Here is a 21,975-nt window from a genome sequence, read left to right as displayed (position 1 = left end):
TGTTATTCGATAGTTATTTGCTTATCGCAAACATTCAGTACTTATTCGGTAATAACATGAACGGAGCGAATGAATATGCACGGAGCCCTGCGAATAATAACAGAGTTGAATAACGTAAACAAAGTGAACGAATAACACGAGCAAAGCGAAGTGAATCACGTATATTTAGCACTGGGCTCCAATCTCGGTGACAAGCAGAAAAATATAGAAGAGGCTTTGGATAAAATTGAGGAGCGGATAGGGAGTATTATTTCCCTTTCCGCTTTTCATTTAACCATACCCCTCGGATTCCAGTCGGAAAACCTATTTGTCAACTGTGTTTGCGAAGTGGTCACTGATATGAATATTTATAGACTATTCGCAATTACCCAACAAATTGAGAAAGAGACAGGAAGAGCCGATAAAAGTAAAAACGGTCGGTATGCAGACAGGACCATCGATATCGACCTGATACTGGCCGGTAATCTGGTGATCGATACGCCGGAACTGACCGTTCCGCACCCTCGGTTTCACACCCGCTCTTTTGTGCTTGACCCTTTATTCGAAATTGCGCCTGACCTCGTTCACCCGCTGTCCGGAAAAACCATAAGGGAATTACGGGAGGAGTTAGACCGCAATGGCCCCCCGGCACTCAAGGATGACCATGCCGTTTAACGGGTATTCTGTTTGATAGGATGAATACTGCTCCGTAATAAGTTGGGCATCGGATTGAAAAATCAAAAAAAAGTTGGCATATTTGTAGGAGAAAAGAGATGAGATCATGGCAATCTTCAGTAAAAGTTACGATCATTTTTTAGGTTATGCCCTGAGTGGAGGCGGTGCTAAAGGGTTTGCCCATCTGGGAGCGCTGAAAGTGCTGGAAAAATGCGGACTGAAACCTGATGTAATCGCCGGGACCAGTGCAGGAGCGCTTGCCGGTGTTTTTTATGCTGACGGCTATCATCCCGATGAGATAGTAGAACTCTTCCGGAAAAAGGAATTCCGGGAGTTTGTGGAATTCACGATACCCACAACCGGTTTTTTTAAAAGTGCCGGGTTACACAATTTTTTAAAAAAGAATCTCAGGGCTACCCGTTTTGAAGAACTGCAAATACCGTTTTATGTAGTGACTACCGATTGGAACAGGGCTTCCACCGTCACTTTCTCCAACGGGGACGATCTGGTGGATGCGGTAGTCGCTTCCTGTACCATCCCTATTGTATTTCATCCGCAGATGATCCATGATGTTCCCTATGTGGATGGGGGATTGCTGAAAAATTTCCCTGTTTCGGTCATCCGTAAGAAATGTAAATATGTGATCGGGGTAAATGTCTCCCTGATGCTGCCGCCCCCGGAAAAATACAATATCCGGAGAATGCTGGAGCGGACATTCAATTTGATGTCAAATTCCAACACCCTTCTCGATAAGGCATACTGCGATATACTGATCGAGACCAAAGGGATAGAAAAGTATTCCATGTTCGACCTGCAGAATCAGCTAAAGATCATGGAGGCCGGATATCATTACGCCGCCTTGACAATGAGTAAGAACGAATCATGGGAGATTGTCAGAAAGTGTCACAGGCATTATGCACTGACCCGGAAAATACATGCGCAACTTCTCCGGATCAGGGGAAAAAATAAATCACAAAACCCGGAAAACCTGAACGCACAATGAACCGGAAACCGTTTATTTATCAACTGTTACCCAGATTATTCGGGAACGCTGCTGCTACCAATAAAATCAATGGCACCCTTGAAGAGAACGGAACAGGAAAATTCAATGATATTTCCGATGCTGTATTACAAAAGATCAAAGCGAACGGTTATACCCATATCTGGTATATCGGGGTATTGGCACATGCCTCCACCACCGATTATACGGCTTACGGCCTGCCTGAAGAATATCCGGAGATTATCAAGGGTAAGGCGGGCTCGCCTTACGCGGTGAGGGACTATTACGACGTGGATCCCGATCTGGCGGTAAATGTAGCCGACAGGACAGCGGAGTTCGATGCTTTGATCCAAAGGACACATGACGCCGGCCTGAAAGTGATCATCGATAATGTTCCCAACCATGTGGCCAGAAATTACCGGTCCGTCAACAGGCCGGAGGGAGTAAAGGATTTTGGGGAGGACGATGATAACTCCCTGGCTTTTTCACCTCAGAACAATTATTATTATATTCCCGGCCAACCGCTGGAAATACAACTCTCACCCGAGAAGTCAGCCGGCTTTTCATACAGTGAATTCCCTGCAAAAGTGACCGGTAACGACTGTTTTTCGCACAGGCCGACCCAATTCGACTGGTATGAAACAGTGAAACTCAATTACGGTGTGGATTACCTGAACGAAAAGAAGACGCATTTTGATCCTGTTCCTGATACATGGAGAAAAATGAGGAATATACTTATCTATTGGGCGGAAAAAAATGTGGACGGTTTCAGGTGCGATATGGCGGAAATGGTTCCATTGGCATTCTGGCGGTGGGCCCTTCCCCAGGTAAAGGAGAGATTTCCCGGTATCCTGTTTCTGGCAGAGATATACAATCCTTCCGTGTACCGCGATTTTCTGGCTGATAATACTTTCGACTATCTTTACGACAAGGTGGGGCTGTATGATGTATTGCGCGATGTGGCCTGTGGTTACAGGCCTTCTTCCGACATTACCTTCACACTGAACAACGTCGGCGATATCCAGCACAGGATGCTTAATTTTATGGAAAATCACGATGAACAGCGGCTGGCGTCCGACTATTTCCTGAAAAAGGGAAGTAAAGGAAAGGCCGCTATGATCGTTACCTGCTGTGCCAATACAAATCCGGTAATGATCTATGCCGGACAGGAATTCGGCGAAAGGGGGATGGATGAAGAGGGATTCAGCGGAAAGAACGGACGTACATCCATCTTCGACTATTGGTCGGTTGATACGTTACGGCGATGGAATAACAACGGCCAATGGAACGATGAACAGCTCTCCGGCGAAGAGAAGGAGTTACATGAATTTTACACGCGATTGATCACATTATGCAACAGTGAACCGACCCTTGCCTGCGGGCTTTTTTACGATCTGATGCCCGCCAATTATGAAAACCTGGAATTCGATTCCACCCGTCTCTTTACCTTCCTGCGAAGTGATAAAAAAGATCTGCTGCTGATAGTGGCTAATTTCGACCACACCATACAGGAATGCAGCATTCTTATTCCGCAACATGCGATCACGTTTCTGGAGATAGAGCATACCGGAAAGGGTCTATTGACCCCGTTGCTGCACAAAGAGGGCGGGCAGCTGCTGTTCTCTTCCGATTCTACCCCCCGGATACCGCTCAGCCCTTATTCGGGAGAAATTTACAGAATTTCTTTTTTATAATATATTCTTTATTGAGTTCACTTTTTTGTACTTTTGTCGAAACTTTGGTTCAATTACATCGTTTTCAAATCCAAATAGTTATTTTTTTCAGAAAATTATCAATAATGCAGGAGAAACCATTTAAAATCTTTTCGGGCAGTAAGTCACGTTACTTTGCCGAAAAGGTATGTAACAGTCTGAGTTGCCCGTTGGGTAACATGATCATTGAACATTTTGCCGACGGCGAGTTTGCCGTTTCTTATGAAGAATCGATCCGCGGTAAACAGGTATTCCTTATTCAATCCACTTTCCCCAGTTCCGACAACCTTATGGAGTTGTTGCTGATGATTGATGCGGCAAAACGTGCTTCGGCAAAATCCATCGTCGCGGTGATCCCTTATTTCGGCTGGGCCAGGCAGGACAGAAAAGACAAACCCCGCGTAAGTATAGGGGCAAAGCTGATTGCCGATATGCTGGCAGCCGCCGGGATCAACCGTCTGATCACGATGGACCTGCATGCGGATCAGATCCAGGGATTTTTCAATGTGCCGGTAGACCACCTCTATGCCTCCGGCGTATTTGTAGAGTATATCAAGCAACTTGACCTGAGTAACATGGTCATCGCTACTCCTGATGTAGGGGGGACAAAACGCGCCAGCGCCTATTCCAAATTCCTCGGTTGCCCTATGGTGATCTGCTATAAGCTCAGGAAGAAAGCCAACGAAATATCAGATATGCAGATCATCGGAGATGTACAGGATATGGATGTGTTGTTGATCGATGATATTGTGGATACTGCCGGTACCATTACCAAAGCGGCCGACCTGATCATGGAAAGCGGAGCCCACTCGGTGAGGGCGATAGCCAGCCATGCCGTGATGTCCGATCCTGCTTCGTTGAGGGTCGATCAGTCGAAACTGACGGAGATGATATTTACCGACAGCATTCCCTATTCCCGGAAATCGGAGAAGGTGAAAGTCCTTTCTGTGGCTGAAATGTTCGCCGACTCTATTATGAGGGTATGTAACAACGAGTCCATCAGTTCGCTATATGTGGTGTAGCTGCTGTTCTCAGAGGTAAGAGCGTTTTTGATCCTTCCGGCCGACCAATGAGACCGGTAAGATGGGCAGCAGGGAGACTTAGGTATAAAAAAAACGGCTGAGAAATCGGCCGTTTTTTTATATCACAAGATGATCACCCGTATTTTAAAGGTTGTACTCTTTTTTGATCGTTTGCAGTAATCCCTCGCAGGCATCTTCCAGCAGATCGAGCACCAGTTCAAACCCTGATGCACCGCCGTAATAGGGATCGGGAATATGATCATGATAGGTGTATTGCCGGGAGAATTCGGTCATCATGTGGATCTTATCTGTTTGCTCCCGGACCGTGGCCATTGATTTCACATTGGCGAAATTCTGCCTGTCCATCACAAGAATATAATCAAAATCGCCGAAATCGGATTGTCTGAATTTCCGGGCAGGACTACAAAAATCATATCCTCTCCTTTCGCCGTGCGACCGCATACGTTCATCGGGGAGCTCACCCTCATGCCATCCGGAAGTTCCGGCTGAATCCACTTCGATCACATCCTGCAGTCCGTTCTTCTCCACAATGCTTGCCATAATGCCTTCGGCAGCCGGTGAACGGCAGATATTTCCGAGACAAACGAAAAGCAGGCGGATCTTTTTTTTCTTTTCTTCTGTAGAAGCCATCATTATATTTAAAGCAGATTTTTTATAACCTTAACAATATCCACAAAGATAATGGAAATTCAATGAATTACAAAAGATGAAAAATGTTTTCTTATGAATTTTGACTTTTCCGGTTTTGTAGATAGAAGAATGATTTGTACTTTTACTCCCGGCATTTGGTGCTAAAAGCCAATAAAACGGCAGATGGATTTTTAAGCTAAAAGAAAATTTCAATTCATGGATCAAAATCCAGACATTCATAACCGTCCCGTTACGCAGGATCGCTCCATTGCCGTGTCTGGGAAAGAGGTTAAATTGGAGATCAAAAAGAATAGAATTCTGCGTGCCCTCTATATCATCGGTGGCACGGTTTCCTTGGCGCTTGCTATTCTGGGTATTGTGCTTCCGGGGCTTCCGGTAACTCCTTTAGCGCTGTTATCGGCTTTTCTTTACGCTAAAAGCTCCCCCAGACTCTATAACTGGCTATTAAACAATAAGGTGTTAGGTCCCCGGATAAAGAACTACCAGCGCAGAAAAGGAATTACCCGCAAAGGTAAATTGGGGGTGCTTGCTTTTATGACGATCATGGTACTTTTTTCTTCATTTGTAGTAGCCGGTGCCGGCACGCTCAGATGGGTGATCCTTTCTCTCGGGATTATCGGCTGTATCGTAGTAATATTCTTTGTGCCCAACGCAAAAGAGAAGTAAGGCGTTGGAAGTTGGAAGAAAGGAAATGGAAAATAAGGATAAGGGATAATCAGTCTCTCAGGTAAGCAAAATAATATTTTTTCACCTTTTTCGACAGCAGTTCAATATTGAGCATATCCGACGCTTTGGAGATATCTCTTACCTCACCGTTTTTATAGATTATATCGATGCTGTCGTCTTCCTCGCTGTACATGTCTGTAGTCAGGGTATCCGAAGAAAGGAAATAAGAAGCTTCCCGGACCGTGACACCGAATTTTTTCATGTATGATTTGATATATCCGGATACTTTCTCTTTATCGCTCTTTTCCTGAGTGATTTCGATTTTAAATAGTTTCCGGTTGACCATACCGTCGCTCAGTACCGATAATACCGTGTCGGGGTGTGACGTCCATACTTTCAGTGCGGACCAGATATCGTTATCGTCCAGATTGACAAAATGACGCAACGCCTCCCCGTTATTTTCAAAATCGGTCAGGGTGCTCTCTTTCGATAAAAAATAGGAGAGGGCAGGGGAAGCAAAGAGTTTTTCTCCGTTCATAGACAGTTCCTTGGCGCGCCGGAGAGTATTGATCATCATCTTTTCCGCCGCTACGGCCGTTTTGTGCAGGTAGACCTGCCAATACATCAACCGCCTCGACATCAGGAAGTTCTCAATGGAATAGATTCCCTTGGATTCCACTACCAGCTTATCATCTTTCACATCAAGCATCTTGATGATACGGGCAGAACCGATATTACCCTCTACAACGCCGGTAAAGAAGCTATCCCGACGCAGGTAATCAAGCCGGTCTACATCGAGTTGTCCGCTCACCAGCCGGTGGAGGAATCGTTTGTGATAAGCACCGGTAAAAATATCGATGGCTGTCTGCAGCCGGCCGTCCCATTCCGTATTCATCCGCTCCATAAGCAGCAGCGAGATGGTTTCGTGATGTACGTTGGTGACCAGGGTATGCTCCAGCACATGCGAAAAAGGCCCATGGCCGATATCATGCAGCAGGATGGCGACCAGTGCGGCATCGGTTTCCTCTTTCGATATATCATGCCCTTTTTCTTTCAGCGTCCTGAGTGCTTCATCCATCAGGAACATCGCCCCGATGGAATGATGAAAGCGGGTGTGTTGCGCACCGGGATATACAAAGGGAGCCAACCCGAGTTGACGGATGCGGTTAAGCCGTTGCATAAAGGGATGCTGAATGATTTTGTATATAAAATCATTCGGAATATTGATAAATCCGAATACAGGATCATTTATTATTTTCCGCTTTTTCTCCACTTTCTTATTTCATTCCTTTATCATTTAACCACCTTACCACGCCTCTACCACATCTTACAAAAATCCATCCAGCATCACCCGCATTTCCTGCTGCAGTTTTCGCGCCTCTTGGGCAGCAGTATAAGCAAAGTCCTCACTGCCATCCGCATAAATGATTCCCCGTGAAGAGTTCACCAGCAGACCGCACTGTCTGTTCATTCCGTACCGGCACACCTCTTCCAGTGAACCGCCCTGCGCTCCCACACCGGGAACCAGCAGGAAATGATCGGGCACGATCTTCCGCACATCCTCAAACAGTTTGCCCTGGGTAGCGCCCACCACATACATCATTTGCTCATCGGTAGCCCATTGCCGGGATACGCGTAATACCTTTTCAAACAGGCGTTCTCCGTTTCCGTCTTCCGTCAGTTGAAAATCATGTGAACCCTTATTGCTGGTGAGGGCGAGCAGGATGACCCACCGTTCCGGGTAAAGCAGGAAAGGCTTTACGCTGTCTTCCCCCATATAGGGCGCCACCGTCACGGCATCGAGCCTAACCTGGTCGAAAAAGGTGCGGGCATACATCTCGCCGGTGTTGCCGATATCTCCCCGTTTGGCATCGGCAATGACAAATTGCTCCGGATGACGCTGGCGTATATAGGCAATGGTTTTTTCAAACGCCATCCATCCCTTCACACCTTCGCTTTCATAAAAGGCAAGGTTAGGCTTGTAAGCCACACAGTAAGGTGCTGTGGCATCAATAATGGCTTTATTGAATTCATACAGCGGATCTTCCGCTTCCAGCAGATGTTCCGGGATCTTTTTTATATCCGTATCCAATCCCACACAAAGGAAGGATTGCTTTTTCCGTATCTGTTCAAATAGCTGTTGTTTGGTCATATATTCCTTAGTTTGAGACGTCCATTCTTTACATTTCCGCCTCTTTCATCCTTTCCGCGTTTTCACTCACCATCAACCGGTCGATAACACCCTGTATATCGCCCTCCATAAATGCCGCCAGGTTATATATAGTATAATTGATGCGATGATCGGTAATGCGTCCCTGAGGATAATTATAGGTGCGGATCTTGGCAGAACGGTCGCCCGTGGAAACCATCGTCTTCCGTCGCGAGGCAATATCGCCCTGCCGTTTGGAGAGTTCGATGTCATAGAGCTTCGTACGCAGCATTTGCATGGCTATCTCCCTGTTTTTAAGCTGCGAACGGGCCTGCTGGCAGATTACCACAATACCTGACGGCCTGTGGGTGAGCTGTACTTTGGTCTCCACCTTATTCACATTCTGGCCGCCTGCACCGCTCGAACGGGCAGTATGGAAATCGATATCGGCAGGATTGATTTCCACGTCGAACTCTTCCGCCTCGGGCAACACGGCGACCGTGGCAGCCGAAGTATGAACGCGCCCCTGGGTCTCTGTTTGCGGCACCCGTTGTACGCGATGTACGCCCGATTCATATTTCAACGTACCATATACATCACTACCCTCCACCGTGAAGATGATCTCTTTAAAACCCCCGGAAGTGCCTTCGGTAAAGCTGGCCATTTCAGTGGTCCATCCTTTGCCTTCGCAATACTTGGTATACATCTTGTAGAGATCCCCCGCGAAGAGAGCCGCTTCATCCCCCCCCGTACCGCCGCGGATTTCCATCACCACGTTCTTGGCATCTTCGGGATCGGCAGGAAGCAGTAACAGTTTGATCTTCTCTTCCAATAGGGGTATTTTTTCAGTGTGGGCAGTCAATTCTTCATTGGCGAGTTGCCTTAAATCGGCATCCGATTCATGGATAAGTATGTTCTTTGCTTCGGCGATGCTATCTAATGCCGCTTTATATTCATTGCGCACATCCACAATTTTTTGGAGGTCGCTGTATTCCTTGTTCAGTTTCACATAACGCTCCATATCCGAAATCACTTCCGGATCGGTAATCAATGTGCCCACCTCTTCGAAGCGGGTAACCAAATGCTCTAATTTATCGAGTAATGAGTCTTGTGACATATAAAAATAGTTCAGCTTAACGAAAATATTCGCTTATTCATAGCGGAATCGCCCAAATTCACTCTCGATCACCAGTTCGCGGACATCCGATTTTTCGACGTATCCCACCATACGGGCATCTACATTGAACGAACGGGAAATATCGATCACCTGTTGTGCATATGCAGGAGGAAGATAGATCTCCATCCGGTGCCCCATGTTGAATACTTTGTACATCTCGTCCCATGCAGTACCGGACTGTTTTTGTATCAGATCGAAGAGGGGAGGGATCGGGAAGAGATTGTTCTTCATCACCCTGAGGCCTTCTCCCAGAAAATGGAGGATCTTGGTCTGCGCACCGCCCGAACAGTGAACCATCCCATGGATATTTTGTTTCAACTCGCTGATTATTAATAATATAATAGGAGAATAGGTGCGGGTGGGGGAGAGTACCAGTTTTCCGGCATCCATACCGAGACCTTCAATCTCTTCCGTCAATCTCATCCGGCCGGAATAAACCAGGTCGGCCGGGATAGAGGCATCGTAACTTTCCGGATATTTTTGTGCCAGATAGTTGGCAAATACGTCGTGACGTGCCGAAGTGAGTCCGTTACTGCCCATACCGCCGTTGTATTCTTTCTCGTAGGTTGCCTGTCCCGATGACGAAAGCCCCACAATCACATCGCCGGCCTGAATACGGGCGTTATCGATGATATCGGAGCGTTTCATGCGGCAAGTGACCGTACTATCCACGATGATGGTGCGTACAAGGTCGCCCACATCGGCTGTTTCACCGCCCGTCGGATAGATATGTACACCAAGTTCCGAAAGCTCTTCGCACAATCCGTTAGTACCTTCGATAATCGCTGCAATCACTTCTCCCGGGATCAGATTCTTATTTCTGCCTATGGTGGAAGAGAGCAGAATATTGTCTGTAGCTCCCACACAGAGCAGATCATCCACATTCATCACCAAGGCGTCCTGCGCAATGCCTTTCCATACGGAAATATCTCCGGTTTCACGCCAGTAGATATAGGCCAGTGACGATTTGGTGCCGGCTCCGTCGGCATGCATGATATTACAGTATTCCGGATCGTTGCCCAGGTAATCGGGGACGATCTTACAGAATGCTTTCGGAAAAACGCCTTTATCGACTTTTCGGATGGCATTGTGCACATCTTCTTTGGAGGCTGATACTCCTCGCTGGATATATCGTTGATTTTCAATCATGAATTTTATTTATGGGTACGAGTACAAAAGTACGAAAAAAGTATGAATTAAATGTGCCAATATGCCAACGGGGTAATATGATAGTTAAATCAGCAAGTGAATAAATTCAAGACAGGCAGCCTGTGACGGATCGACATGGGATCAACACTCTATTATTTTCCTATAATTACTATTATGTTTAATTATGAATTGCTCCTCATTCAGCAATTATTTTTTCCTGTATTATTTTGCTCCCTATCCGATTAAACTTTGAAGTTTTAATTGCGCCCAAAAGAAAAAAGGAAGAAAACTATCTGGGTTTCCTTCCTTTTCCTTTGTTTGATTATAATGCTTTAATTTTCAAGATTCAGTTGTCCTTCTACAGTTTTCAATTCTGCTGATTTATCCACTCCCAATACACTTAAATTATAATATACATTCCTAAGTAGCATAAGAATTCCATTCACTTCTTCCTGGGTTGCGCTCCTCCCTTTTAAGAGTTGATCTAATTTTTCTAATAAGGGAAGTGATGCCTGATAGAGTTCAACAGTTTTTTTATCATTTTCTACCTGCTGTTGTCTATTGGATAAGGTTGCTGTTGCTTCTTTTAATTCTTGTGCCTGAATAATATAATTCCTTCCGAGGTTTTCCAGTGCTCTCTCACAATTCGGATCCTGTACAAGTGCTTTTTTGTATTCGGTCTCAGCGCCGGCATAATCTCTCTTTTCGGCGAGAAGGGCTCCTTTCACACTGTTCAGGTCGCACGCATTGGAGGGATCATTGGCAATGGCCTGATCCAGATATTCCATTGCTTTGTCGGACTCTCCGTTACGAATAAATGCATTGATCAGATTAGGAACGAAATATTTGTTGCCGGGGAATTTTTTCGCGCCGAGATTGAGCGCTTCCAGGTATTTGGCGGAGTCACCCATGTTCAGGTATTCACTTGCCATCAATTCATAGATATCACTCTCTTTGTAAGCAGTGTTTTCGATGAAGGGTTCTTTCGCAGCACGTTCCAGCAGCGCCAGAGCTCTCTCATGCTGTTCGGCCTGAATGGCGGTAATGATAGCATAATATTTGATGGTCTGATAGGTGCTGTCCAGTACGAATACATCTTTCTGATCGGCAAACATCGGCAGTGTGGGTATATTCCAGTAAATTTCGAAGAAATCCGCCGCTTTTGGATAATCCTTCTGTTCGTTGTAATAGACTCCCCCGTTAATGAAAAACGGATGATTGGCACGGAGGATACCGCTGATATCTTTACGAAACTTGTTTTTTATCTTGCCTTTGTCGTCCGGAAGTTCGCCCAGTGAATCGGCTTTCACATAAGGTTTATAAGATTCCATCAGTCCGTCGTACATCACCTTATCGTTGGCATTCTGATTCAGCATCGTTTTGGTTCTTTCGTTATCGAAAGCCTTATTGCCAATGTCGCCCATCACTTTCCAGGTTTCGGGATCGGTAGCTGTCTCCGGATGTGTGGCGGCCTGCTGGATTAATGTGCGTGCTTCGGTCAGATCGTCTCGCCCCAATGCTCTTTTGGCATCTCTAACTGCCGAGTTCTGCGCGAGAATGCTTCCCGCGGAAAAAACAGCAATCATAGTAAGGAATAGAATTCTTTTCATCTTGTCATATTTTTTGTGATTAAACTCATGTATGTTTGCGTATGTATTGACTAAAATATATCAAAAAGTTTAATTAAATAATGAATTTTATTCGTCATACGCGGATCGCCTTAATTATTCGATATCTGTTTCCTGGGTTTGTTCAGAGATATTTTCTATCTCCTCTTCCTCCGAATTTACTTTGCAAACGGATGCGATCTGATCGTTCCTTTTTTCCAGATTGATCAGGCGAACGCCTTGTGTGGCACGCCCCATAATACGAAGGTCGGAAATTTTTACACGTATTGTAACGCCCGATTTGTTAATTATCATTAAATCATTATCATCCGTCACGCTTTTGATAGCGACAAGCTTACCGGTTTTATCCGTCACATTCAACGTTTTCACCCCTTTTCCGCCCCGGCGCGTGATCCGGTATACGGGTTCCCCGTCGTCGTCGTTCAGCTTTGTCCTCTTACCAAACCCTTGTTCCGATACCACCAGAATGGTATTTTCCGAATCCGGCTTCATGCAGATCATTCCTATTACGCAGTCCTGACCGTCTTCATCCAATGTCATTCCTCTTACGCCGGTAGCAGTACGTCCCATCGGTCGGACATCCTCTTCGGCGAACCGTATGGCACGTCCGTTGCGGTTTGCCAGAATGATGTGCTGGTCACCGTCGGTAAGGCGTACGGCTATCACCCGGTCATCTTCCCTGATGGTGATCGCGTTCACTCCGTTTTGTCTTGGCCTTGAATAGGCTTCGAGCTGTGTTTTCTTCACAATCCCCTGCTGGGTAGAGAAAAATAAATAGTGGGAGTTGATGTACTCTTCATCCTGCAATGTTTCTACACGCACAAATGCGGTGACTGCATCGTCCGGATCGATGTTCAACAGGTTCTGGATAGCCCGTCCTTTCGAATTTTTGGTTCCTTCGGGGATCTCATAGACGCGCAGCCAGTAGCATTTTCCTTTTTGCGTGAAAAAGAGCATATAATTGTGCGTGGTGGCAGGATAGATATATTCCACAAAATCTTCTTCCCGGGTATCGGTTCCCCTGACTCCTACTCCACCCCTGTTCTGTGTGTGGAAATCCGCCAGAGGCGTACGTTTGATGTACCCCATATGGGAGATGGTAATGACCATATCTTCATTGGCATAAAAATCCTCCGGGTTCATCTCTTCCGAAGCAAAGATGATCTCCGAACGGCGTTCGTCACCGTATTTTTCCCGGACTTCAATCAGCTCATCCTTGATCACTTTCATGCGGAGCTCTTCATTACTCAGTATCTCGTTGAGATAAGCGATCAGCTTCTGTATCTCTTCGTATTCGGCGTGCAGCTTATCCTGTTCCAGTCCAGTCAGCTGCCTCAACCGCATCTCGACGATGGCACGTGACTGGATATCACTGAGTTCAAACCTCTCCATCAGCCGTTGTATGGCCTCCTGCGGTGTGGAAGAACTGCGAATGATGGCGATCACCTCGTCGATATTGTCGGAAGCGATGATCAGCCCTTCCAGAATGTGAGCGCGCTCCTGGGCTTTGCGCAGATCATATTTTGTCCGCCGGATCACCACATCGATGCGATGTTCCACAAAGAGCTCTATCATCCGTTTGAGCGATAGTAACTCCGGGCGTCCTTTCACAAGCGCGATACTGTTCACACTGAAGGATGACTGCAGCGCAGTGAGCTTATACAGTTTATTGAGCACAACATTCGCGTTGCCGTCACGTTTGATATCCACTACAATACGCATACCGTCCCTGTCCGACTCGTCGTTGACATTGGAGATGCCCTCGATTTTTTTCTCCGAGACCAGGTCGGCGATATGTTTTATCAGGTCAGCTTTATTGACCATATAGGGGATTTCGGAAATGATGATCTTATCGTGGGTCTTGCCCGTTTCAATTTCCGCTTTTCCACGCATGACAACCCGTCCCCTGCCCGTTTCAAACGCCTCTTCCACGCCTTTATAACCGTAGATATAGCCGCCGGTAGGAAAATCGGGCGCTTTGATGTAGTGCATCAACCCTTTGATGTCGATCTCCCTGTCTTCAATATAAGCGATGGTACCATTGATGCATTCGGTGAGGTTATGCGGGGCAATATTGGTGGCCATTCCCACGGCAATACCCGATGAACCGTTGATAAGCAGGTTCGGGATCCGGGTGGGAAGAACCGATGGTTCCTCGAGGGTGTCATCGAAGTTCAACTGAAAATCGACCGTCTCTTTGTCTATATCCCTCAGCATTTCCTCCGCCAGTTTATTCAACCTTGCTTCGGTATACCTCATGGCCGCAGGGCTGTCTCCATCGACACTTCCCATGTTCCCCTGCCCGTCCACCAGCGTATAACGCATACTCCAGTGTTGTGCAAGGCGCACCATGGCATTGTACACCGAGGAATCGCCGTGGGGGTGATATTTACCCAGTACCTCACCGACAATTCTCGCGGATTTCTTGTGGGGTTTATCGGGAGTGTTACCCAATTCCGACATACCGTAGAGTATACGGCGGTGTACCGGTTTGAACCCGTCCCGCACATCGGGCAAGGCCCGCGAAACAATAACCGACATCGAATAATCGATGTACGACGACTTCATTTCATCTTCGATATTAATCTTGATGATTTTGTCTTCCTGATCAATCATATTCTAAAGTGATTTTTCTCTTTAACTAATATCTCTATGTAGTTTATTAACAGATTAGTAAGTATTTTAAAATTTCTGAATTTTGAACAGACCAAGATACTGCTTTTTTCCGGATTTAACAAAAAAAACAGGGAGTTTATTACACCCTGTTTAATTTTTTTACAACTCTTATGCGCCGTGACAGTTTTTATATTTCTTGCCGCTTCCGCAGGGGCAGGGATCGTTCCTTCCCACCTTTTTCTCCACCCGGATCGGCTCCAGTTTCTGAGGCTGCCTCTGTTGCGATTCCCTGCCGTTCCCGTTACCCGCTGCCGGCATACTGTCCGATTCCTCTTTCTGGGTGCGGTACTTACTGTAATCGGTTTTCTGCTCAGGGGCGGCTCGCCGTACGCTTCCCGGGTCCTGTACCGGTATCTGGCCTCTCATCAGAATAGATACCGCTTTCGAGTTGATATCGTTGACCATTACCCTGAAAAGATTGAATGACTCCAGTTTATAGATCAACAGCGGGTCTTTCTGCTCGTAACTCGCGTTCTGTACGGAATGGCGCAGTTCATCCATTTCACGAAGATGCTCTTTCCAGTCTTCGTCGATCGTATGCAGGAGGATGGATTTCTCAAATGCTTTCACCAGCGCCCTCGAACCAGTCTCATAGGCCTCTTTCAGGTTGCATGCGATATTATACACCCTCTTGCCGTCGGTGATGGGGATCAGGATATTCTCATACATGGCTCCCTGGTTTTCATAGACCTGTTTGATAACCGGCTGGGCAATCTCGGCAAGCCTTTCGGACTTGCGTTTGAAGGTTTCAAACGCCTGGGCGGTTACCGCCTCCACCTGCTCGTCTTGTTTCATCTTCTTCATATCCTCTTCTTTGAAGGGGATATCGAGCGCCATAACACGAAGCAGATCGAGTTTCATGCCCTCATAATTCTCCTCATTCATCTCCACCAGATTTTTGGCAGTCTCCGAGATCATGTTGGCTACGTCGTTATCGATGCGTTCTCCCATCAGGGCGTGACGCCGTCGTTTATAGATCACCTCACGCTGTGAATTCATCACATCATCATACTCCAGCAGGCGCTTGCGGATGCCGAAGTTATTCTCTTCCACCTTCTTTTGAGCGCGTTCAACCGATTTACTCAACATATTGTGTTCCAGCACATCTCCTTCTTTGAACCCCATCCGGTCCATCAGGCCGGCAATTCTTTCAGTGGCAAAGAGGCGCATCAGGTCGTCTTCCAGCGAAACGAAGAAAACGCTCGATCCCGGGTCTCCCTGGCGTCCGGCACGTCCTCTCAACTGCCGGTCTACGCGGCGCGATTCATGCCTTTCCGTACCGATGATGGCGAGACCGCCGGCTCCCCTCACTTCCGGAGCAAGTTTGATGTCGGTACCGCGGCCGGCCATATTGGTGGCAATAGTCACCATTCCCCGCTGCCCCGCGTTGGCCACGATCTCGGCTTCACGCTGGTGTAATTTGGCATTCAGCACATTGTGTTTTATCTTGCGCAGAGTGAGCATACGACTCAACAGTTCGGAAATTTCTACCGAAGTGGTTCCCACAAGAACGGGACGACCTTTGGAGATAAGGCTCTCCGTCTCTTCGATCACTGCCGTATATTTCTCCCGTTTGGTCTTGTAAATGCGGTCGTTCTGATCGTCGCGAATGATAGGCCTGTTGGTGGGGATCACCACCACATCCAGCTTGTATATATCCCAGAATTCTCCCGCTTCGGTCTCGGCCGTACCGGTCATACCGGCCAGCTTGCTGTACATCCTGAAAAAGTTCTGTAATGTGATGGTGGCGAACGTTTGGGTGGCTGCCTCCACTTTTACCCGTTCCTTCGCTTCGATTGCCTGATGCAGACCGTCGGAGTAGCGGCGCCCTTCCATCACACGACCGGTCTGTTCATCCACAATCTTCACTTTGTTGTCGATTACTACGTATTCATCATCCTTTTCAAACAGAGTATATGCTTTCAGCAACTGGTTGACGGTATGCACACGTTCCGATTTAACCGCGTAATTCTGTAACAACTCATCTTTTTTAACCGCTTTTTCTTCATCGGAAAGCGAAGAGTGTTCCAGTTCCGACAGTTCGGATGCAATATCGGGCAGGATAAAGAAAAGCGGATCGTCCGACTTCCCGGTCAGAAGGTCGATTCCCTTATCCGTCAACTCGATGCTGTTCATTTTCTCATCGATCACGAAGTAGAGCGGATCGGTCACAATATGCATGTTACGCATCTGCTCCTGCATATAGAAGGCTTCGGTTTTAAGCATAGCTGCCTTTATACCCTGCTCGCTGAGAAATTTGATAAGCGGTTTGTATTTCGGCATGCCTTTATAGGAGCGGAAAAGCAGTAATGAACCCTCCTCCTGTTCTTTAGGATCGGAAGAAGCCATTTTTGTTTTTGCTTCGGCCAGCAGATGGGTGGTCAGTTCGCGCTGTACTTTCACGATCATTTCTACCCGTGGGCGGAACTGATCATATAACTGGTCGTCACCTTTCGGGACCGGCCCTGAGATAATCAGCGGGGTACGGGCGTCATCGATCAATACCGAGTCCACCTCATCCACAATGGCGTAATTGTGCCTGCGCTGTACCAGGTCTTTCGGTGAGACCGCCATATTATCACGCAGATAATCGAAACCGAACTCATTGTTGGTACCGAAGGTGATGTCCGATTCATAAGCCTTGCGGCGGGCATCGGAGTTGGGTTCATGCTTATCGATACAATCGACCGACAATCCGTGGAACATATACATCGGACCCATCCATTCCGAGTCGCGTTTTGCCAGATAATCGTTCACGGTCACCACATGTACGCCTTCATGCGTGAGTGCGTTCAGGAAAACAGGAAGTGTAGCTACAAGCGTTTTACCTTCTCCCGTAGCCATCTCGGCAATTTTTCCCCGGTGTAGCACCACGCCGCCGAAAAGCTGCACATCGTAATGGATCATGTCCCAGGTGATCTCATTTCCACCGGCCATCCAGTGATTCCGGTAAACAGCCTTGTCACCTTCAATGTGGACAAAATCATGGTTTGCAGCCAGATCCCGGTCGAAATCCGTGGCGGTAACCACAATTTCCTGATTCTGTGTGAAACGGCGGGCCGTATCTTTCATAAGGGAGAATGCCTCGGGCAAGACCTCTTCCAACGCCTTTTCATATTTATCGGTCACATCTTTCTCCAGTTTATCTACCTGGTTCCAGACCGCTTCACGCTTATCCAGTTCAATTGCATCGATACCCGCTTTGAGTTGCGCTATCTGCGCTTTCTCTTCCGCCACATATTCCTGAATGCGTTTTTCGAGTTCTTTCGTCCTGTTGCGCAATTCATCATTAGAGAGTTTCTCTATTTCGGCGTAGGCCTCCCTCACCTTTTTCACGACCGGATTAATTTCGTTCAGGTCGCGTTGTGCCTTGTTGCCGATTATCTTTGATATAAAATCATTCCATCCCATAGTACCTTTTATTGTATTGTGAGGTTCAGGTCGCGGATTTGGTTTAGCTTTTCACCTCTACCATTTTTCTACCTTACCACCTCTTATTTTGTATATATTCTTTATTAGTTGTTATTAGTATGTTGATTCAAGGGATTTTAGAAAAGTTCCACTAAAATTTTCCCTTCAGCGGCATTGGGGGCACGGATACGCAACCGGTATGACACGCTGGGGGCAATTTCCGTAGCTTTCACGGTTCTCTCTATTCTCTGTGGTTCGATATCGCTTCCGAAGAAGATCACCGGGGCTACGACAGCATTATTCCGTACCCGTTCGTTTTGATTGGACTGAGGGTCTACCACCCGCCATCCGGGTTGCAATTCCAGGAACAGATCACCCGAAATGCCTTTATAATATCCATTCCTATAGTATTGGACATTCTGGTTATAGGCACCGTGTAGCATCTGATACGAAGTGATCACATCCTGGATACCGGCCGATTGAACCAGGAATTCAGCGGCTTTCTGCTGGAATTCCCTTAAATCGATCTTCTTATCCTCCAGCAATTTTCTGTCGAAAAAGAATTGCTTGTCGTAATATTTTTTGATCCACTGTTCTCTGCCGTAGAGCGCCATCAGGTACATATTGAGCAGGGCCTGGCTTCTCTCAGGATAAAAATCGCCGCCTGAAGTGACCATGCCTTCGGGAAAGATCTCCTGTTCGTCGAAGTATCCGGTAGAGACCACGAAGATCAGCGTGTTTCTGAGCCCCACGGAGGAGTCGATGGCATCGAGGAGTCTCTCCAGTTCCTGATCGAGGCGATAATAGGTATCCTGGATCTCTACGGAATAATTTTTGTCGAGCGCTTTTTCGTAAGTGCCGGCATAAAAGGTAAGCGCCAGAAAGTCGGGATTCATCCGTTTACCCAGCGATCCCGACTCAAGCAGCCTGACGGCCATATCGTTCACCTCCTTATTTACATAGGGCGATTGCTTGAACAGACGGATATTGTCTTTCTTTTCCAGTCCGAAGTAGTGTTGAAATTTGTATTTGTTTTGGGTATACGGGAAAGCATCGTACCGGGTGATATCAATTGCCGGACGCCAGGTGATACTGCCGATGGTATTGCTGAGCGACTGGGTGCTGCGGTTATGCTGGTCTACTACTGGCTGCTTTGTTTTGTAAAAGGTAGTGGTCGCCCATTTCCCGCTGAGATCCTCGATCCAGAAAGCCCCACTGGCAGCATGTCCCCCTGAGGCGAGCGCCTGAGACGCATCGGGAGCGAAGGCAAAGATATCCGACTGCCCTCCGGAAGCCACTTTCAGTTCGTCGGCGATAGTGGATACTTTAATGGGAAGGGGTGAAAGTTTTTCGGTCGTGAAATTTCCCAGATAGTTGTCGTCGAAGAAGGAAGATATTTCACGGTTCGACTCCGCAATATACCTGTGCTCGTCCATAATTCCGTGAAAGGAAGGGTTGGCACCGGTAAAGAGGGTGGTGATGGCGGATGCTTTATTAAGATTGGGAAAATCGTAATATATATTACTGTATACAAGTCCGTTGTTCAACAACCTGTTAAATCCCCTGTTCCCGAATTTATGCCTGAACATCTCAAGATAATCGCCCCTGAGCTGATCAATGGTGATGCCCACAACTAATTTCGGTATTTCTCCCGAAGGAGTCTGTGCAATGAGCGTAGTGATTGAAAAAAAAGCAACCAGTGAAGATAATATTCTAACCATGCGTATGTTTCTGTCATTTACCGATCTACAGCCCACCCCACCCCGCTTTCAGGTGCTTGCTTGTAGTGAACTGCTTGTTTTTTAACCGCCTTTTTCTCAACATATAAATGTTTGTCCCCGATCTGAGCCACAAACTCATTGAAAATGGGATTGTTGCCACCGGCAATTGCTGGGGTATCCACCACCATAACAAAAGGAAAAGCGTTAAGAGTGCAAAGTTAATAAAATGATAGAAATAAACCGCTTTATTTGCTGATTTCATCCAGAAGAAAGAAGCAGCGATCAGCGCAAACGGATTCAACCAGACAAAATTCCAGTTAGGGTTGGTGGCAGGGTGTTCCGAAAAGTACATCAACACCAGAAGGATTATTCCCGCCAGGCCGGCTATGGCGAACAGAACGGTGTCATAGAGCCTGGGAAGTTTTGTCTTATTCAGTTTGACGACCTGGATCAAAGAGACGATTATAGTAAGAAGAAATAATACGAATGCTGCCAAAACAGTTATAAATATAGGCTGTTCGCTCTTTTTATTCTTATCTGTATCAACAGGTAACAGGATTTCCGTGTTTTTCACCAACGGTTCGCTCAATGTATCGTTTCTTTGGATGACCGCTCCCTCAAAAGAGTCCATCAGATAGGCCGGAATAAACATTTTTGCTCTTACCTCGATGGTGCTGTCGGCTTCATTCCCTATCAGCAGGTCAATACCAAACCGGATCCAGGGATAACCCTCCACGCATTCGTGCACCAGGTCGCGATACGATTGATCCCGGATAGTCGGCGGATATTGGATACTGCCGCTTATATACTTTTCTACCATATCGCGGGGACGGGTGGAGCAGTTATCATAGAAATAGTTATAGCGGTATCCCCGGTTTTCCGGCAATGCGTTGATGAAAAGCGCATCGTATAACTGTTGTTTTTCGACCGGCGAGAGGTTCAGTTCCTGTTCTACCACCTGCTGTCCCCGGTATCCGTATTCGCTGAGAAACGCCTCGAAAGGAAGATCGCCCAGAATATAATCCGTTTTTCCACGCACAAAATTATAAATGAAATGGGGTTGTGACGAATCAAAATAGCCATAATTAAAAACCACATCCACGTCCGTGGAATCATCCTGCACACGGATGGCAGTATGTCCGAAAAAAGCATACACAGCCCCGTACCAGGGTGATGCGGTCAGCAGGCTTATTTTCGCACTATCGTTGAGTTGCACCTGAGCCGGTGCGGAGAGAGTAAACAATGCAATCAGCAGAGGCGTCAAAACCTTCTTTTGTCGGATATAATTCAAAAAGTCTGCCTTTAGCGAAGAGGATACTGAGATTCGTTTCATTGACCTTTTTTTATGGGTTTATCTGTAAGTCAGGATATTTTCCCGCCCGCCCAGAGCTGCGGCTATGGCGGAAACTATCCTGTTAATCGGTACACAAACGACTGACTGGATTAAACCTTACCAGATGAGGCAAAAGTACATAATTTTGCGTAAAATCCATGCATACTTAAAAACAAATAGCGGCGATCCGTATCAGACCGCCGCTATTTATTACATTTTTAATCCTCGTTGATATCCGGATTATTTTTTCTTGTTACGGTTTCCGTAACGGCTCATGAACTTATCAACCCGTCCTGCCGTGTCTACCAGTTTTTGTTTTCCGGTATAGAACGGATGCGAAGAACTGGTGATCTCAAGTTTTACCAACGGATAGGTAACACCGTCGATCTCGATAGTCTCTTTGGCATTAATGGTAGATCGCGAAATGAAAATCTCTTCATTCGACATATCTTTGAAAACTACCGGACGGTAATTGTTGGGATGAATCTCTTTCTTCATACGATTTTTATTTTTTCCGGTCAGTGAAGCCGGCGATCATCAACCTGTAACCCTGTCCCTGATGATCCGATGCAAACTTCATTGATCCTGCTGTTTGAATATTCTCAATTTTCGGTGTGCAAAGATATGACAATCCTTTAAAATAAAAAAATAAATAGCATTTTATTTTACAGAACAGAATCGCGGGATCATATCTGTTTCCTGTTCGTCTCAATCAATCAGATCAAACCCACAGTACGGTATCAGTGGCCCGGGAATCCGTATGCCGTCCGGCGTCTGGTTGTTTTCCAGCAGTGCTGCCATAATGCGGGGCAAAGCAAGTGCGCTGCCGTTGAGTGTATGGCAAAGTTCCGTTTTGCGGTCGGCGTTCCGGTAACGGCACTTCAGCCGGTTAGCCTGATAACTTTCGAAATTGGATACAGAACTCACTTCCAGCCAGCGCTTTTGGGCGGCAGAATAGACTTCAAAGTCGAACGTCAATGCCGAGGTAAAACTGATATCCCCCCC

Annotated in this window: 17 protein-coding genes; 5 read left to right on the top strand and 12 right to left on the bottom strand. The window is 46.7% G+C overall.

What is annotated here, in order from left to right:
• Nucleotides 1-150 precede the first annotated feature (150 nt).
• The 4 genes from folK to Q0502_RS13375 all read left to right on the top strand — a co-directional run bounded on the left by folK (nt 151) and on the right by Q0502_RS13375 (nt 4,388).
• Complete coding sequence (folK, locus tag Q0502_RS13390; RefSeq protein ID WP_298651547.1) at nt 151-654, top strand: 2-amino-4-hydroxy-6-hydroxymethyldihydropteridine diphosphokinase; 504 nt, start codon at nt 151-153, stop codon at nt 652-654.
• A 106-nt stretch (nt 655-760) separates the two neighbouring features.
• Nucleotides 761-1,657 carry a patatin-like phospholipase family protein gene (locus tag Q0502_RS13385; protein WP_298651544.1) on the top strand — a complete coding sequence of 299 codons (897 nt, stop codon included), beginning with the start codon at nt 761-763 and terminating at the stop codon, nt 1,655-1,657.
• Nucleotides 1,654-3,348 (top strand): alpha-amylase family protein, encoded by a 1,695-nt coding sequence (locus Q0502_RS13380; protein ID WP_298651541.1) that lies wholly within the window; start codon nt 1,654-1,656, stop codon nt 3,346-3,348. The genes Q0502_RS13385 and Q0502_RS13380 overlap by 4 nt, the downstream gene beginning before the upstream one ends.
• A 104-nt stretch (nt 3,349-3,452) precedes the next feature.
• Nucleotides 3,453-4,388, top strand: coding sequence for a ribose-phosphate pyrophosphokinase (locus Q0502_RS13375; RefSeq protein ID WP_298651538.1), 936 nt, complete (start codon nt 3,453-3,455; stop codon nt 4,386-4,388).
• Between the two features lie 144 nt (nt 4,389-4,532).
• Here the strand turns inward: Q0502_RS13375 and Q0502_RS13370 are convergent, their stop codons facing one another.
• Complete coding sequence (locus tag Q0502_RS13370) at nt 4,533-5,042, bottom strand: low molecular weight protein-tyrosine-phosphatase (protein WP_298651535.1); 510 nt, start codon at nt 5,040-5,042, stop codon at nt 4,533-4,535.
• A 213-nt stretch (nt 5,043-5,255) separates the two neighbouring features.
• On the opposite strand from Q0502_RS13370, the gene Q0502_RS13365 reads away from it, so the two are divergent.
• Nucleotides 5,256-5,726 (top strand): YbaN family protein, encoded by a 471-nt coding sequence (locus tag Q0502_RS13365; RefSeq protein ID WP_298651532.1) that lies wholly within the window; start codon nt 5,256-5,258, stop codon nt 5,724-5,726.
• A gap of 49 nt (nt 5,727-5,775) precedes the next feature.
• On the opposite strand, the gene Q0502_RS13360 is transcribed toward Q0502_RS13365, so the two are convergent.
• From Q0502_RS13360 to Q0502_RS13310, 11 genes are all read right to left on the bottom strand, one after another.
• The gene (locus Q0502_RS13360) at nt 5,776-6,999 is read right to left on the bottom strand and encodes an HD domain-containing protein (protein WP_298651529.1); all 1,224 of its coding nucleotides are present in this window, start codon (nt 6,997-6,999) and stop codon (nt 5,776-5,778) included.
• Between the two features lie 54 nt (nt 7,000-7,053).
• The gene (pyrF, locus tag Q0502_RS13355; protein ID WP_298651526.1) at nt 7,054-7,878 is read right to left on the bottom strand and encodes an orotidine-5'-phosphate decarboxylase; all 825 of its coding nucleotides are present in this window, start codon (nt 7,876-7,878) and stop codon (nt 7,054-7,056) included.
• A gap of 28 nt (nt 7,879-7,906) precedes the next feature.
• A complete protein-coding gene (gene prfA, locus Q0502_RS13350) occupies nt 7,907-8,992 on the bottom strand; it encodes a peptide chain release factor 1 (protein ID WP_298651523.1) in 1,086 nt (361 codons plus the stop codon).
• A 33-nt stretch (nt 8,993-9,025) separates the two neighbouring features.
• Nucleotides 9,026-10,198, bottom strand: coding sequence for an AIR synthase related protein (locus tag Q0502_RS13345; protein ID WP_298651550.1), 1,173 nt, complete (start codon nt 10,196-10,198; stop codon nt 9,026-9,028).
• Nucleotides 10,199-10,533: 335 nt separating this feature from the next.
• Entirely contained in the window at nt 10,534-11,811 is a 1,278-nt protein-coding gene (locus Q0502_RS13340; RefSeq protein WP_298651520.1) for a hypothetical protein, read from the bottom strand.
• Nucleotides 11,812-11,925: 114 nt separating this feature from the next.
• Nucleotides 11,926-14,445 carry a DNA gyrase subunit A gene (gene gyrA, locus Q0502_RS13335; protein WP_298651517.1) on the bottom strand — a complete coding sequence of 840 codons (2,520 nt, stop codon included), beginning with the start codon at nt 14,443-14,445 and terminating at the stop codon, nt 11,926-11,928.
• Between the two features lie 168 nt (nt 14,446-14,613).
• On the bottom strand, nt 14,614-17,916 hold the full coding sequence (gene secA, locus Q0502_RS13330; protein WP_298651514.1) for a preprotein translocase subunit SecA: 3,303 nt from the start codon (nt 17,914-17,916) through the stop codon (nt 14,614-14,616).
• Nucleotides 17,917-18,053: 137 nt separating this feature from the next.
• Nucleotides 18,054-19,637: an alkaline phosphatase family protein gene (locus tag Q0502_RS13325; RefSeq protein ID WP_298651513.1), complete on the bottom strand. Its 1,584-nt coding sequence runs from the start codon at nt 19,635-19,637 to the stop codon at nt 18,054-18,056.
• A gap of 25 nt (nt 19,638-19,662) precedes the next feature.
• The gene (locus Q0502_RS13320) at nt 19,663-20,970 is read right to left on the bottom strand and encodes a DUF4105 domain-containing protein (protein WP_298651510.1); all 1,308 of its coding nucleotides are present in this window, start codon (nt 20,968-20,970) and stop codon (nt 19,663-19,665) included.
• A gap of 240 nt (nt 20,971-21,210) precedes the next feature.
• Nucleotides 21,211-21,468, bottom strand: coding sequence for a type B 50S ribosomal protein L31 (locus Q0502_RS13315; RefSeq protein WP_298651508.1), 258 nt, complete (start codon nt 21,466-21,468; stop codon nt 21,211-21,213).
• Between the two features lie 210 nt (nt 21,469-21,678).
• A partial coding sequence (locus Q0502_RS13310; RefSeq protein ID WP_366521799.1) for an aminoacyl--tRNA ligase-related protein occupies nt 21,679-21,975 on the bottom strand: 297 nt, incomplete at its 5' end.

Origin of the sequence: uncultured Proteiniphilum sp. (assembly GCF_937873925.1) — a bacterium.
Taxonomy (GTDB): Bacteria; Bacteroidota; Bacteroidia; order Bacteroidales; family Dysgonomonadaceae; genus Proteiniphilum.
Note: the sequence above shows the minus strand (reverse complement) of the source record. Positions and strands in the feature narration are given on the sequence as shown.